The following is a 15,215-nucleotide window of genomic DNA, read 5'->3' as shown; positions in this document are numbered from 1 at the left end:
GCCTCCTTACGCCGTTTCTTTTTGGAATAGTTCTCGGAAGACTGGGAAGATATCCTCCACAGAGCGAATATTCTTCATAGCGAAGTTTGGAAACTCGTCGGTGAGCTTCTCATACTCGTGCCATAAGGTTTGATGTGAGCGACGCGTGATTTCTATATAAGAATAGTACTGACAATTTGGCAGCAACTTATTAACGAGTAAATCTCGGCATCGTGGTGAGTCATCCGCCCAGTTATCCCCATCGGACGCTTGGGCTGCGTAGATGTTCCACTGACCAACCGGGTAACGCTCCTTGACGATTTCATCCATTAATTTCAAAGCGCTAGATACGATGGTGCCACCGGTTTCTTGCGAGTAGAAAAATTCGTGTTCATCGACTTCTTTGGCTTGCGTGTGGTGGCGAATAAACACAACGTCTACGTTTTCATAGGTGCGAGTCAAGAACAGATACAACAGCACATAGAAGCGTTTTGCGATGTCTTTGGTCGCTTGATCCATAGAACCAGACACGTCCATCAAACAAAACATCACGGCTTGGCTAGAAGGGACTGGTCGTTTTTCGTAGTTTTTAAAACGTAAATCGAAAGTATCGATGAACGGCACATTTTCAATTTTCTTGCGCAGTTCTTCGATTTCCTTTTTCAGACGATTTTCTTCAAGTTGTTGTGCTGGCTCAATATTTTTGATGCGAGTCAACTCGTCTTCGAGTTCTTTAAGAAGTCGTTTTTTGCCTGCAGTCATGGCGGTTCGACGAGCTAATGACTGCTGCAATGAACGAATAACGGAAATGTTGGAAGGGATCCCTGCGGTTTGGAAACCTGCTCGGTGAGTTTTCCATTCCGTAATTTTAGCGATTTGATTTTTTTCTAGATTCGGTAGCTCTAAGTCTTCAAACAGAATATCCAGGTATTCGTCTTTTGAAATTTGGAACACAAATTCATCTTGGCCTTCGCCATCTGGACTCGCATTACCTTCACCAGAGCCACTGCCTTGACCTCCACCTTTTGGACGCTCGATTTTATCACCCGTAATAAACTGATCGTTACCAGGGTGCACGCGTTCACGCACGCCACCTTTCCCTTGATGGAAAATTGGCTCGTTAATGTCTTTGTGCGGTATTGAGACGTCTTCGCCCGTTTCTGTATTCGTGATCGAGCGTCGATTCACTGCGTCAGCTACCGACTCTTTGATCTGCTCTTTATGGCGTTTCAAGAAGCGCTGTCTGTTAACAGCGCTCTTGTTCTTGCCATTGAGCCTGCGGTCTATAAATTGCGCCATGAAATAGCCCTCTTCATGTTTCACAAGCGACCTAACTCAACATGGGTTAGGATGACTTACGTACTCGTAGGTACCACTCAGAAAGTAGGCGAACCTGTTTCTCGGTATAGCCTTTTTCCATCATGCGAGCGACAAAGTCGTCGTGTTTCTTCTGATCTTCAGAAGAGGTTTTCGCATTAAACGAGATAACCGGAAGAAGCTCTTCGGTATTGGAGAACATTTTCTTCTCGATTACCGTGCGCAGTTTTTCGTAGCTGGTCCAAACTGGGTTTTGACCATTGTTATTGGCTTTCGCACGAAGCACAAAGTTGACGATTTCATTTCGGAAATCTTTCGGGTTGGAGATACCAGCGGTTTTCTCAATTTTCTCTAGTTCCGCATTGAGAGACGCGCGGTCAAATAGCTGCCCCGTTTCTGGATCACGGTATTCTTGGTCCTGAATCCAGAAGTCTGCGTAGGTAACATAACGGTCGAAGATGTTTTGGCCGTATTCAGAGTAAGATTCTAGGTATGCGGTTTGGATCTCTTTACCGATAAACTCAACATAACGAGGAACGAGGTACCCTTTCAAAAACTCAAGATATTTTTCTGCGGTTTCTGAAGGGAATTGTTCGCGTTCTACTTGTTGTTCAATTACATAGAACAAGTGAACTGGGTTTGCTGCCACTTCGGTTTGGTCAAAGTTGAACACGCGAGACAAAATCTTAAACGCAAAACGTGTAGATAGGCCGTTCATACCTTCATCGACGCCTGCGTAATCTCGATATTCTTGGTAGCTTTTCGCTTTAGGATCGGTGTCTTTTAGCGTCTCGCCGTCGTACACGCGCATTTTCGAGAAGATAGACGAGTTTTCAGGCTCTTTCAGACGAGAAAGAATGCTGAACTGCGCCAATGTTTCTAATGTGCTTGGTGAGCAAGGGGCTTGAGATAGTTCACTGTTTTCAAGCAGTTTTTGATAGATTTTAACTTCTTCCGATACGCGTAAACAGTACGGTACTTTAACGATGTATACACGGTCTAGGAAGGCTTCGTTGTTTTTGTTGTTGCGGAAGGTTTGCCACTCAGATTCGTTAGAGTGAGCCAAAATCATGCCGTCAAACGGAATTGCAGAAAGGCCTTCCGTCCCGTTAAAGTTGCCTTCCTGTGTTGCGGTTAGTAATGGGTGCAATACTTTAATTGGCGCTTTGAACATCTCGACGAATTCCATCAAGCCTTGGTTTGCTTTACACAGCGCGCCAGAGTAGCTGTACGCATCTGGGTCGTCCTGAGAGTAGTGTTCGAGTTTACGGATATCCACTTTACCGACGAGTGATGAAATATCTTGGTTGTTCTCATCACCAGGTTCGGTTTTCGCAATACCGATTTGGTCAAGGATAGATGGACGAACTTTCATCACTTTAAACTTGGTGATGTCGCCGCCAAATTCGTGAAGGCGTTTTGCTGCCCAAGGCGACATGATTGAGCGAAGGTAGCGCTGCTCAATACCGTAGTCCGTTTTCAGAATCTCGCCATCTTCGGTCGCTTTGAACAAACAGAATGGGTGGTCGTTCACAGGGCTGCGTTCGCCATTAGCACTCAATACATAAATAGGCATCGCTTCCATAAGCGATTTTAATTTTTCAGCAAGTGAGGACTTACCGCCACCAACAGGGCCCAATAGATAGAGGATCTGTTTGCGTTCTTCTAATCCTTGTGCCGCATGTTTTAGGTAAGAAACAATTTGTTCAATCGCATCTTCCATACCATAGAAGTCTTTGAATGTTTCATAGCGAGAGATAACGCGGTTGGAGAAGATGCGGCTCAAACGAGGGTCTTTAGCTGTATCTATTATCTCTGGCTCGCCGATTGCCATCAGTAGGCGTTCTGCTGCATTAGCATAAGCACTTTTGTCATCCTTACACAGGGCTAGAAACTCCTGTAACGACATCTCTTCATCTTTTGCAGCTTCATATCTGGATTGATAGTGGTCGAAAATACTCATGTCGCTTTCCCCTTTAATAGTCAGTCTACCGACGAACGTTGGTGCAGGCTGTTCCACGTTTTGCTGTGCTCTTAGTTGCCTGAATGTCGACGTCCTGTTATCTCATTTGGTTTGTACGAAATGTATGACCAGTAACACCAAAGACTTTGCTTTATGGACAGTTTTTTCATCACAACGGTGAGCAGTGGATGTGTACTTTTCAGTCACAGCCTTTCTCTACTTAAGCCTAGTCGGGGATTTGCAATTTTGCTTAACAATTATGAATTTATTGTAAAAGTGACATTTGAATCACTCTTTAGATGAGGATGAATTTATGTTGCGAATAGGGCGGAGATAAATCAAATATTTGGTGAAAAATACAGAATTTCAGTGATTCGTTATTCCACATTGCACAAGATAAGCAGAAGGATACGGTAGTGAAGAATGGAAGTTGTGACAGGAAAATAAAAAAAGGAGAGCGAATGCTCTCCTAATCAAAGACTTGCTAGCTTATGCACTAAAAATTTGTGCAAGCTCGTTTTCACACAAGTGATATTGACGAGGGCAGTTACGCCAAGTTTGCAGCATGCGACGGTATTTATCTAGCATTGGCATTTGGCTATTAAAGTGGTGATCTGCCTTGTCGAATTGTGGGTAAAGACCTTCAGAATCAACAAGGAAGCGGACGTAATGCACTTGCTGCGCTTCTGTTGCGATATCGAAACCTAAGAACTGTAAGCGACGTTGGTCTACTTTGCTACGCTCTTCCGCATCTAACATATTGTTAGATTCTTGCATCGCGTGATACATCTCCATAATGTCGATGATTTCACGGCATTCTGCTTCTGAAAGGCAACCGAAATCTTTGTTCAGTTCGCGCATTTGAAGCTCATAGCCGCGTTCAACGATCGTCTGTAGGCGTTTGTATTTAGCCGCATTATTCGGATCAAGCTGAGACATTAGGTTGTATTGGTTTGATAGGATCAAACGTTGAGCGTTTGACATTTCCATGATGACCTCACTAAATAATCTAATACATTTTTAATGTGCTTAGGTTAACGCTTCAGACAAGGGTGAAACATGATCTCAACACATATTTAATATGAAAAAATGGCAAGAATTGTCGAATTCAGCCACGGCGTGATACACGATATAAGAAGAATATCTACTTTTTGTGATAGTGGTTGTATATATAATCTCGGTCCGAAAACACTCTTAACCACTCTGGCTTGAAGACGGTTAATACTGCCAGTGACATCCCGTTAAGTAACCCTTCGGGGAACGCAAGCAATGGGACAAAAATAAAGTAGTTGTGTTGAATGGTTTCCCAATCGTAGTGGCCAACCAACAAGTGATAAAACGAGTTAAATACTAAGTGTAAGCTGCCTGTGAGTGCGCCATTAAAAAAGCCAGCGACAAAAATAAACACAAAGATGTTGCGGGGTAAATAATGGTAACTAAGCAAAAAGACTAAGTAGCTGATTAATATTGGAACGAGCGCCGATAGCACAAGAGAGCTCGGGAGCAAGATAAACGAAATATCGTGTATCCAGTGGTAGGCGATCATCGCAGGACTGCTGAGCAAAAAAGCCATTCGCCAACCGTACATCATGGTTAGTGTCGTTAAAGCGAGAAAGTGTATTTGTAACCCTTCTTTTACTCCTGCTTGAGCAGACCAAAGAACCGTAATGAGGAAGAAAGAGGCAAGCACGATATGTTGAAATGCTTTCTCTTGTTCAAGTTTAGGCCAAACTACTTTTCTCCAATCGGGTATGCAAAAAGCAACGACAACCCAAGTGACGATGATGAATGAGCCTACGTTAAACCAGTCCATGAACTCTTTTCCTAAAATGCGTTTGTTACTTTTACGTTAATCCTTTTGTTGGGGTGCTATTTTACACGCCTTGGTGATTTATATAAGGAATTTGCCAGTGTTACATACAAAAATGCCAGCTAAATGCTGGCATTTCTAGAACGTTAAGTTTCTTATTTGCTTAGTATTTCACGTTAGAGTGGTACTGAGACAAGATGGATTGAATTTCATCCATTGTCTCTTTTGAAGGAGGATTCACGCCTTCAAGAGGGTACTCTAAACCAAGAGCTTCCCATTTATGTGCACCGAGTTTGTGATATGGGAGCAGCTCAACTTTCTCGATGTTGTCCATATCTTTAATGAATTCACCCAGCATGTGCGCCGCCTCTGGATCATCGGTGTAACCCGGCACAACTACGTAGCGAATCCATGTTTTTTGACCAATTTTGTGCAAGTAACGAGCAAAGTCTAACGTACGTCGATTCGACACACCGATAAAGTCTTGGTGAATTTCATCTTTCATATGTTTGATATCTAGCATCACCAAATCAGTCGCGTCCAATACTTCGTCGATCACTTCTGTGTGTTTACGAATGTAGCCATTGGTATCTAGACATGTGTGGATGCCTTCTGCGTGAGCCGCACGGAAAAAGTCGCGAACAAATTCTGGTTGAAGCATGGCTTCGCCACCAGAACAAGTGATACCACCACCTGATGCATTCATGAAATGACGGTAGCTTTTCGCTTCGGCAATGATTTCTTCAACAGTAACTTCTTTACCATCATGCGTGTCCCAAGTATCGCGGTTATGGCAATACTTACAGCGCATTAAACAACCTTGCAAGAAGACGATAAAACGAATACCAGGTCCGTCTACGGTACCGCATGATTCAAATGAGTGAATACGACCAGTTGTTGACATCTTTTGCTCTCATTACTAATAAATTCTTGCTGTTATTTTATTACAAAAAGCAGGGTTAAAACAGCCTTGTGGGTGGCTAAGGCAGCGTAATGTGACCAAAGAAAACGGCCAATGACGCGTTCATTGGCCGGAGAGATAAATACTATTTAAAAGAAAGCAAAGACTGAGAAAGAACCAGTACCATAAACGTCAGTTTGTGATTCTTCGTAATCAGGTGTTTTCACCGTAAAGGTTAGGCTTGCGCCGTAATTCTGGTTATACCAAGTTGCACCTGCAACGGCACTTGCTTGCCAGTTTTCTAGAGTCACATCATAGGGTTCTGATGAGCCTGGAATACCTGAGCGATCGCCTTCAATGGTGATATCGTTGAAACGGTATCGACCTTCAAATCCTGTAAAGACAAACCAACTGGAGGTATTTTTCGCAAGCATACTGGCAGAGAAAGGGCTTTCTACACTGATGTTTGCTGCGCCAATACTATTGGCTAGATTCGTGCCCCAGCGGAACATGACACCTTGTGATACATCGCTGCGGAAGTTACCTGCGTTAATGTCATTCACATTAGTGATTTCCCATTGCGTCTTCTGGCCCTCACTGCGCATGAGTTTATTGAAAGCTCGGTAACCAACGCTAAAGGCAATTTCATCGTCAATTTGGTAATCCCAGCCTTGAGGATCGGTTGAACCAGTGATGCCGTGAACAATTTCCTGCGCTTTTTCTGATAGAGAACTTTCACCTGTGGCACCAATGGTGAAGTTATAGCGAACGGCTTGATCGGCGGTTAGAGATAGGTAGTTGATTTCAGTGTGTAGGTAACCAGCGTATGGACGGTCATTGGCAAGAGGGTAGTCTGCTTCAATATCACTTGGAGTCCACATCTTGTGGCCAAGTACTACCTCGATCTTATCGACATTGGATTGGTCTGCATTTTCTAAGCTGAACCATTTCCATTCGCTTTCTTTTTTTAGCTTCTCGGTTGCGTAAGAGAAGAATATACCGTTGGTGTAATCTTGGTCGACACCAAAAATGCCATCGTTATCAAGGGTAAAGGATACTGTGGATTTGGTGGATGCCAGAGCAACTGGCGATAAAAGGGTAAGGAAAATTAATTTACTGAGTTTCATATACTGCATTTACTAACTTTTTTTGCATCATACGTAAGAATTCAATCAAAATCTTCCGCAATGTCACAACTTTAGTTCAAGAAACAAAAAAAGGCTGATGCTTTGCAGCATCAGCCTTTGTTGTATCACTAAAACGTTATTTCGCTAAAGTCTTATAGAGACTCAGTGAATGTACGTGCGATTACGTCAGCTTGTTGCTCTGCAGTTAGAGAGTTGAAGCGAACAGCGTAACCAGATACACGAATTGTTAGCTGAGGGTATTTCTCTGGGTGCTTAACTGCGTCTTCTAGAGTTTCGCGGTTAAGAACGTTCACGTTTAGGTGTTGACCACCTTCGATACCAGCTTCGTGGTGGAAGTAACCATCCATCAGACCAGCAAGGTTAGCGCGTTGTGAACCCTCATCTTTACCTAGTGCGTTAGGTACGATAGAGAATGTGTAAGAGATACCATCTTGTGCGTCAGCAAACGGCAGTTTAGCAACTGAAGTTAGTGATGCTACAGCACCTTTCTCATCGCGACCGTGCATTGGGTTTGCACCTGGAGCAAATGGAGCACCAGCACGACGACCGTCAGGTGTGTTACCAGTTTTCTTACCGTATACCACGTTTGAAGTGATAGTAAGAATTGACTGAGTAGGGATTGCATCACGGTAAGTCTTAAGCTTACGAATTTTGCCCATAAATACAGAAACAAGTTCACATGCGATGTCATCAACGCGTGGGTCGTTGTTACCAAATTTAGGGTAATCGCCTTCGATTTCGAAGTCGATTGCTAGACCGTCTTCATCACGGATAGGTTTAACAGTTGCGTATTTAATTGCAGACAGAGAGTCAGCAGCAACAGATAGACCAGCAATACCACAAGCCATAGTACGTTTAACGTCACGGTCGTGCAGAGCCATTAGTGCAGCTTCGTAGCTGTACTTGTCGTGCATGAAGTGGATTGCGTTTAGTGCAGTCACGTACTGTTTCGCTAGCCAATCCATGAAGTGGTCCATTTTTTCCCACAACTCGTCATAGCTTAGTACGTCGCCTTCGATCTTAGGCATTTTCGGACCAACTTGGATTTTTAGCTTCTCATCCACACCACCGTTGATGGTGTAAAGCATAGTTTTCGCAAGGTTAGCACGAGCGCCGAAGAACTGCATTTGCTTACCAACAACCATTGGAGATACACAACATGCGATTGCGTAGTCGTCAGAGTTCATGTCTGGACGCATTAGGTCGTCGTTTTCGTACTGGATTGAAGATGTATCGATAGATACTTTCGCACAGAACTTCTTGAAGCCTTCAGGTAGTTGCTCAGACCAAAGTACAGTGATGTTTGGCTCTGGAGAAGGACCCATTGTGTATAGTGAGTTTAGGAAACGGAAGTTAGTACGAGTAACTAGCGTACGACCGTCAAGACCCATACCACCCATAGACTCAGTTGCCCAGATTGGGTCGCCAGAGAATAGGTCATCGTACTCAGGAGTACGTAGGAAACGAACCATACGTAGTTTCATTACGAAGTGGTCGATCATTTCCTGAGCTTGTTCTTCAGTAAGCTTACCAGCAGCGATATCACGCTCGATGAACACGTCTAGGAACGTAGAAGTACGACCTAGAGACATTGCAGCACCGTTTTGAGACTTAACAGCTGCTAGGTAGCCGAAGTAAGTCCATTGGATAGCTTCTTGTGCAGTTTCAGCAGGGCGAGAGATGTCACAACCGTATTTCGCAGCCATCACTTTCATTTGGCCAAGTGCACGATGTTGCTCAGCGATCTCTTCGCGAAGCTGCATAGTCATTTGAAGATCTTCACCGTTCTCAAAACGCTCTTGTAGAGATTTGAATTGAGCCAGTTTGTCCTTCATTAGGAAGTCGATACCGTATAGAGCAACACGGCGGTAGTCACCGATGATACGGCCACGACCGTAAGCATCTGGAAGACCAGTTAGAACACCAGATTTACGACAAGCTAGGATTTCTGGAGTGTAGATGTCGAAAACACCAGCGTTGTGAGTTTTACGGTATTCTGTAAAGATTTTTTTAACTTGTGGGTCTAGTTCGCGGTCGTATGCTTTGCACGAACCTTCAACCATGCGGATACCACCGTTAGGGATGATAGCGCGTTTTAGAGGAGCGTCAGTTTGAAGACCAACGATAGTCTCAAGATCTTTCTCGATGTAGCCTGCATCGTGAGCAGTGATGGTAGAGATGATAGAAGTATCGAAATCAACAGGAGCGTGAGTTGAGTTCTCTTGCTTGATACCTTCCATTACCTTAGCCCAAAGCTTGTTAGTTGCTTCAGTACCTTCAGAAACTAGGAAAGATTCGTCGCCTTCGTACGGAGTGTAGTTCTTTTGAATGAAATCACGAACGTTTACTTCGTTTTGCCAGTCACCTGCAACAAAACCTTCCCAAGCTTTAGCAAATTGCTCTGCCATGACATACCTACCTTTTTAGTAGAAAAAAATTACGTACTGCTTCGCCGTTGAGCCAGCTATCCCCAAAATCTGAGGGGGAACAGTACACTCTTTTGAATAACAATATTTATAGTCTTAAATTTAAAAAATTGGGTCACAAAACTATAAATATTGTCACTATCTTTAATGACACTCTTTTTAAGAGACAACTAGAGGTTAAACTAAAATTTTTTTGCAAACCTTAAACTAAATCAATAAATCCTCAAAAATCTCGATAAAAATGGGGTAGCGACAAGCGCTACCCACACGTTTTTTGAACAATTAGCCTTACAGCCAAGCTTTGATGCCATACTGGCCTTCTAGCATACCAACTGCAAGCATAGCGACCAAACAGATAACAAGTACACCTACTGGGATCACAATCTTGTCTACGAATGACAGGCGAGCTGCACGCTCTTTGTCACCAATTAGACCGTTGTTATCAAGTAGCATTGTTAATGCCCATGCTAGTACAGGGTTAACGACGGCAGAACCGAAAATACAGATACCCGCTGCTTGAGAGTCTTTAGAGTCTTTCACCATTTGCATACCTGCTTCAAGTAGAGGTAGAGATACACCTACAAGAAGAGCGACACGCATTACTGGTGGCCATACTGCGATGTCCATTGGGAAGCCAAGGATCGCGATGATCATCACTAGAAGACCAAGAAGGATAGCACCGCCAGGAATTGGACGTTTTGCAATCGCTGCTGGGATCATGTAAGTACCCCAAGATGAAGTGATGTTACCACCACCTACCGCTGTACCTACCATCTGACGGATAGAACACATAGTCATTGTGTCATCAACGTCCATTAGTACTTTTTCAGTCTTTTTAGGGTAGTTAAGTTCTTGAAAAATACGATGACCTAAGAAGTCAGGAGACCACATTGCTACTGCTAGGATTGCAAAAGGCAGTGACGCGATGAAGTGTTCCATATTAGGAAGACCGAGCATCCAACCTTCTTCTGTTGAACCCCACCAGTAAACAGGGTTTAGATTCGGTAGACCAGTTTCAGTGACGAATTTGATGTCAAAACCAGCACCTAGCACTAGAGCGATAATAAGGCCTGTGAAAGCACACACTGGAATCGCAAGCCAACGTTTGTTCACTTTTGCAAGGAAAGCGTATAGTGCGATAGTCACTGCAAGCACGATCAGACCCACGTAACCCATGCTGCCAGCTTCAACAGTTGAAGATTGTAGGCCAACTGCCCATTCTTGAATCGAGTTGATTTGGCTCATGGTCCCCGTCAAGCCCAAGAAAATGAGCAAGCCACCAGCTGTACCCTCTGAGGTGAGGTTCACCAGTTTAGAACCGCCTTTCAAGAAGCTAAGTAGAAGACCGAATACACCAATAAGAATTGCCAATGCAAGAGGGTGAGCACCAGCGAGAGCGATGGTACCAATAAGAGGGATCATTGGACCGTGGTTACCTGCCAAGTTGGCTTTCGGGTTGATAAAGCCAGAAGCAAGCACACAGAAAAGTAGTGCAGGGATTAGCATTTCTACACGCGCAACTTCAATGGCAAAATCTTTGCCTAAGTTAACGTGGTCCCATGCTGCAGTAAGGCCTTCAGCCCAAGACATCATTACCGCAGAGTACATTGCGATAATGCCGATAGTACCAGCAAGTGCTGGAACAAGGTCTTCAAGCTCAAAGCGGAAGTCACGACCTGGCAAGTTTAAGCCGAAACGACGCGGCTTCATGATTTGTAGTTCGTGGTCTAGGTAGTCTGAACGGCTCGCGAACTCAGATGATGGACGATGAAGCTCACGGTAGCTTTTGGTCTCGATATCTGAATCAGAGTGCGCTTTGTTAACTGCGTCTGACATAGATTCCTCATATATTTAAAAGTTATGAATTATTCATTCAAGTGTGTTATTCCGCATCCTGCGGCACGTCCTATGCTAGCTATTATTAGATTTGTTACACGTCGACGTCGTGCCTAAGCATAGCTAATAACTTGTTGTGTTGAGGCACAAAAAATTCCTCATCTTTTGGCTGGAGTCTAGCAAGATAGCCATTTAGGGTGATTGATTTAGATCACTTTAAGAATAGATGTGAAATAAAACTACAGAAAGTGTCTGGTATGCGAATGAGATGGTTATTTAGTGTGTAATTTCATTACACAAGTTGCATAAAATTAGAGTTTATTGCCCTGCATCGCATGAGTCACCCTTAAATGATCAATATTCACGATGTTTATATAAAGCTGGCTTTATTCTTGCTTTGTACCGAGCAACGACGATTTTTTGGCTAATCATTGCCGCTCAGTTTAGGAAGAAGACATGAAACAGCTTAAAGTACTGCCACTTGTGGCAATTATCTCAGGTTTAATGGTCGGTTGTGGCGGCGGTGGCGGTGGCGGCGGCGGTGCTGCGCCGAAAACAGCGTTTACTTTTGATTTTGCTATACCAGCAACAATGACTGAAAGTGAAGCTACTGCGAAAGGTTGTACGGTGTATGACCACAAAACCGAGCTGAACGGTGATAAAACGGTTTTAACCTATAGCGCAGCGTCAAAAGAGCAAGTGACTAACTATGTTATCGGTTACTACTCTGATGCAGATGGCAAAAGAGCCGGAGACATCATCAAACCAACCACTGATAACTTTAAGTTTTATCTTGAAGATATCCCTGACGGCGGCTTTGTAACGTTTCAAGCAATAGAATTTAACGGTAGAGAAGCTCGCGTAAATACGTTTTCAAAAGAATTCTTACAAGATAAGAAACTACGTAATGCCACGTTTGCCCTTAACCGAGACTCTTTGAACAAGTGCTTTACTGGCGGTAACTTAGCAAGCAATAAGTTTACTAACCTAGATTACCGAAATGCTGAATCAGGTGGTGGAGACTACAACTTTGTCTCGCAAACCGATATTTTCACGTCACCTAACCCTGATATGTTGCCTACCGATGAGCTTATGGGACTTAAAGGTGAGCCAACGGCGTTGTTCCAGTATGAATCTGGTTCAAGCGACAAAGCGCTTTACCAGTATGGTATTGGTTCGTGGGGGACTGGTGAGATCGCCTTAGTCAGAGCGGATAATACGTCAAACATTTATTCGTCTTCTGATTATACTTACGACACTCTCCACATTGGTTTTGTTACTAACGGCTTTGCGTATGATGCGCTGAAGCTAGATAAAACTGCCGTTGAATACAATCGCCCTAGTGCAACGAATAAAGAAACTTGGGTATACATGGCGTTCTCAGAGAATCAAGTTAATGGTTGGGAGTCTCTACTTAATGAAACGGTCTCTGATGGATGGGATATTGACGTTGATCCAAGCTCTTACTTAAATATTGATAACCTGCCAAACACAAAACCAAGTGTATCAACACAAGGAAGTGCAGACTCGGTGATTGATCTGGACATGGGTTTAACATCGTCTACAGAAGGCTTTACTCGTGTTGCTTACTTTGCGGCTTCAGGCGACTATAAAGTCACACATCGTATATTCACAAAGAGTGACAGTGACTCTGTTGTTGTTCCTGAGCTCCATTACTACAATTTCCCAACATCAGCCGTTAACGGTTTGAAAGTTTCAGCTTCGGACGATTTTAATCGCACTGCTTTGGTATTGAGTGACGATAGCAATATCAACTCTAAAGTTTTCATGAGCTTCTTTTCTAATGGTGAAGCGTCAGAGCCTGAGCTAGATGAAGACTTGGATGGCATCATTACTTCTGAAAAAGAAGGCCTAGAAAATGAAGTGACATTACGTACTTCAAACTCATTGGTAGTCAGTCGTTTTAATTAATTCATTACGACCCTAAATAAGTTTCAATTAACACTTTTGTAAATTTATTAAGCCCCTTCTAAAGGGGCTTTTTTATATTTAATATTCAGCTTTTGAAGAATATGTTGCTATATATTGCATATTCATTTGTCTATCGTATCTATCTATTCGATTTATTTAGGTTAATAATTTGTTGCAACTTTCTGGGGGGGTGCTAATTTGTTCCGAAATAGAGAGGGCGGAGTCCCTTAATTGCAGTGACAAAAACACAGGGAGTAGAGCGCATGAATGATGTACCAGCGCTAGATATAAAAGACCTGCACAAAACATTTGGACAGAATGAAGTCCTGAAAGGCATTTCACTTGCCGCTCACAAAGGGGATGTTATCTCCATCATTGGCTCTTCCGGTTCTGGCAAGAGTACTTTTCTTAGATGTATTAACTTACTAGAAACACCGACCGCTGGTGAAATTTGGGTAAACGGCGAGCTTATTCAAATGAAAAACAACCGCGCGGGTGAATCTGTACCTGCCAACGAAAAACAAGTTCAGCGTATTCGTTCGCGTTTAGCTATGGTTTTTCAGGGGTTTAACCTTTGGTCTCATCTTACCGTTCTTGAAAACGTCATCGAAGCACCTGTCCACGTTCTTGGAGTGCCGAAAGCCCAAGCAATTGAAAATGCAGAGTTGTTACTGAAAAAAGTCGGCCTTTACGAACGTAAAGATTATTACCCAGGTCATTTATCTGGTGGGCAGCAACAGCGTGCTGCGATTGCTCGTGCCCTTGCCGTAGATCCAGAAGTTATGTTGTTTGACGAGCCTACCTCTGCGCTTGACCCTGAGCTTGTTGGGGAAGTGCTAGGGGTAATGAGAGATTTGGCAGATGAAGGGCGAACCATGTTGGTGGTGACGCACGAAATGGCGTTTGCTCGTGACGTCTCAAATCATGTGATGTTCTTGCATCAAGGCTTAGTGGAAGAACAGGGAGATCCAGCTAAGCTATTTACTAACCCCGATTCTCAGCGATTACAGCAGTTTATCTCATCTATCTACTAATATTCATTAGGCGGCAGAGTTTTGCCTCCTAAGTAAGCACAACGAACAAAACCAAATAAAATAGCAATCACAGGAGTATGGAAATGAAAAAGTGGTTATTGGCAGCAACTCTTGCTGCAACGGCAGTGTCTGGTGTTGCTCAAGCGAAAGAATGGAAAACAGTTCGCTTTGGCATTGAAGGCGCATACCCTCCATTTAGCTGGACAGAAACCGATGGTTCTCTAAAAGGCTTTGATGTTGATATGGCCAATGCGCTGTGTGAAGAAATGCAAGTGAAGTGTCAGATCGTTGCACAAGATTGGGATGGCATTATTCCTTCTCTATTGGCTCGTAAATACGATGCGATCATCGCGGCAATGTCGATTACCGAAGAACGTAAGAAGAAAGTGGATTTCACGGGCAAATACGCATTGATCCCAAATAAGTTCATCGCTAAGAAAGGTGCAAACCTAGATTTTGCTAATCTAGATGGCCAAAAAATCGCAGTTCAACGCGCGACCACTCACGATAAATACCTGACTGATAACTACGGTGACAAAGTTGAAATTGTACGTTACGGCTCTTTTGACGAAGCGTACCTAGACCTTGCGAACGGCCGTGTTGCTGCAGTTTTGGGCGATGCATCTGCTCTAGAGGAAGGTGTATTGAACAAAGCTGGTGGTGATGCGTACGAATTTGTTGGCCCATCTCTGACTGATGCGAAATGGTTCGGTGAAGGTTTCGGTATCGCTGTACGTAAACAAGATAAAGATCTAACGAAGAAACTTGATGCGGCAATCTTGTCACTGCGTGATAAAGGTATTTACCAAGAAATTGCTGGCAAGTACTTTAACTACGATGTTTACGGCGAATAAGCGGTAATTAAGCGA

General features: G+C 43.5%; 11 protein-coding genes. 3 read left to right on the top strand and 8 right to left on the bottom strand.

Annotation, left to right across the window (positions count from 1 at the left end):
* Nucleotides 1-6: 6 nt before the first annotated feature.
* From ACF8CV_RS15725 to ACF8CV_RS15690, 8 genes are all read right to left on the bottom strand, one after another.
* Nucleotides 7-1,278 (bottom strand): YeaH/YhbH family protein, encoded by a 1,272-nt coding sequence (locus ACF8CV_RS15725; RefSeq protein ID WP_005481863.1) that lies wholly within the window; start codon nt 1,276-1,278, stop codon nt 7-9.
* Nucleotides 1,279-1,324: 46 nt separating this feature from the next.
* Nucleotides 1,325-3,259, bottom strand: coding sequence for a PrkA family serine protein kinase (locus tag ACF8CV_RS15720; protein ID WP_005456210.1), 1,935 nt, complete (start codon nt 3,257-3,259; stop codon nt 1,325-1,327).
* 489 nt (nt 3,260-3,748) lie between these two features.
* Complete coding sequence (locus ACF8CV_RS15715; protein WP_005456271.1) at nt 3,749-4,249, bottom strand: YfbU family protein; 501 nt, start codon at nt 4,247-4,249, stop codon at nt 3,749-3,751.
* 154 nt (nt 4,250-4,403) lie between these two features.
* Nucleotides 4,404-5,072 (bottom strand): energy-coupling factor ABC transporter permease, encoded by a 669-nt coding sequence (locus tag ACF8CV_RS15710; protein WP_138938453.1) that lies wholly within the window; start codon nt 5,070-5,072, stop codon nt 4,404-4,406.
* Between the two features lie 160 nt (nt 5,073-5,232).
* On the bottom strand, nt 5,233-5,973 hold the full coding sequence (gene pflA / locus ACF8CV_RS15705; RefSeq protein WP_005456250.1) for a pyruvate formate lyase 1-activating protein: 741 nt from the start codon (nt 5,971-5,973) through the stop codon (nt 5,233-5,235).
* Between the two features lie 146 nt (nt 5,974-6,119).
* A complete protein-coding gene (locus ACF8CV_RS15700; RefSeq protein ID WP_005481800.1) occupies nt 6,120-7,097 on the bottom strand; it encodes a lipid A deacylase LpxR family protein in 978 nt (325 codons plus the stop codon).
* A gap of 152 nt (nt 7,098-7,249) precedes the next feature.
* Nucleotides 7,250-9,526 carry a formate C-acetyltransferase gene (gene pflB / locus ACF8CV_RS15695; RefSeq protein ID WP_005456189.1) on the bottom strand — a complete coding sequence of 759 codons (2,277 nt, stop codon included), beginning with the start codon at nt 9,524-9,526 and terminating at the stop codon, nt 7,250-7,252.
* A 306-nt stretch (nt 9,527-9,832) separates the two neighbouring features.
* Nucleotides 9,833-11,380: a DUF3360 family protein gene (locus ACF8CV_RS15690; protein WP_005456280.1), complete on the bottom strand. Its 1,548-nt coding sequence runs from the start codon at nt 11,378-11,380 to the stop codon at nt 9,833-9,835.
* A gap of 456 nt (nt 11,381-11,836) precedes the next feature.
* Between ACF8CV_RS15690 and ACF8CV_RS15685 the strand changes: the two genes are divergently transcribed.
* The 3 genes from ACF8CV_RS15685 (at nt 11,837) to ACF8CV_RS15675 (ending at nt 15,200) form a co-directional block, all read left to right on the top strand.
* Nucleotides 11,837-13,312 carry a 54K polar flagellar sheath protein A gene (locus ACF8CV_RS15685; protein ID WP_086458706.1) on the top strand — a complete coding sequence of 492 codons (1,476 nt, stop codon included), beginning with the start codon at nt 11,837-11,839 and terminating at the stop codon, nt 13,310-13,312.
* Between the two features lie 263 nt (nt 13,313-13,575).
* A complete protein-coding gene (locus tag ACF8CV_RS15680; protein ID WP_005456207.1) occupies nt 13,576-14,346 on the top strand; it encodes an ABC transporter ATP-binding protein in 771 nt (256 codons plus the stop codon).
* Nucleotides 14,347-14,429: 83 nt separating this feature from the next.
* Nucleotides 14,430-15,200, top strand: a complete 771-nt coding sequence (locus tag ACF8CV_RS15675) for an ABC transporter substrate-binding protein (protein ID WP_005456273.1) — start codon at nt 14,430-14,432, stop codon at nt 15,198-15,200.
* The last annotated feature ends 15 nt before the right edge of the window (nt 15,201-15,215 follow it).

This window comes from Vibrio sp. zbq_1 (genome assembly GCF_043102935.1).
Classification (GTDB): Bacteria; Pseudomonadota; Gammaproteobacteria; order Enterobacterales; family Vibrionaceae; genus Vibrio; species Vibrio parahaemolyticus.
The sequence above is the reverse complement of the archived record's forward strand: the minus strand, read 5'-3'. Positions and strand labels throughout refer to the sequence as shown.

Coding starts and splice junctions, on each gene's coding strand:
- ACF8CV_RS15720 (WP_005456210.1), bottom strand. CDS start 3,259: ATGAGTATTTTCGACCACTATCAATCCAGATATGAAGCTGCAAAAGAT.
- ACF8CV_RS15715 (WP_005456271.1), bottom strand. CDS start 4,249: ATGGAAATGTCAAACGCTCAACGTTTGATCCTATCAAACCAATACAAC.
- pflB (WP_005456189.1), bottom strand. CDS start 9,526: ATGGCAGAGCAATTTGCTAAAGCTTGGGAAGGTTTTGTTGCAGGTGAC.
- ACF8CV_RS15700 (WP_005481800.1), bottom strand. CDS start 7,097: ATGAAACTCAGTAAATTAATTTTCCTTACCCTTTTATCGCCAGTTGCT.
- ACF8CV_RS15710 (WP_138938453.1), bottom strand. CDS start 5,072: ATGGACTGGTTTAACGTAGGCTCATTCATCATCGTCACTTGGGTTGTC.
- ACF8CV_RS15690 (WP_005456280.1), bottom strand. CDS start 11,380: ATGTCAGACGCAGTTAACAAAGCGCACTCTGATTCAGATATCGAGACC.
- pflA (WP_005456250.1), bottom strand. CDS start 5,973: ATGTCAACAACTGGTCGTATTCACTCATTTGAATCATGCGGTACCGTA.
- ACF8CV_RS15675 (WP_005456273.1), top strand. CDS start 14,430: ATGAAAAAGTGGTTATTGGCAGCAACTCTTGCTGCAACGGCAGTGTCT.
- ACF8CV_RS15685 (WP_086458706.1), top strand. CDS start 11,837: ATGAAACAGCTTAAAGTACTGCCACTTGTGGCAATTATCTCAGGTTTA.
- ACF8CV_RS15725 (WP_005481863.1), bottom strand. CDS start 1,278: ATGGCGCAATTTATAGACCGCAGGCTCAATGGCAAGAACAAGAGCGCT.
- ACF8CV_RS15680 (WP_005456207.1), top strand. CDS start 13,576: ATGAATGATGTACCAGCGCTAGATATAAAAGACCTGCACAAAACATTT.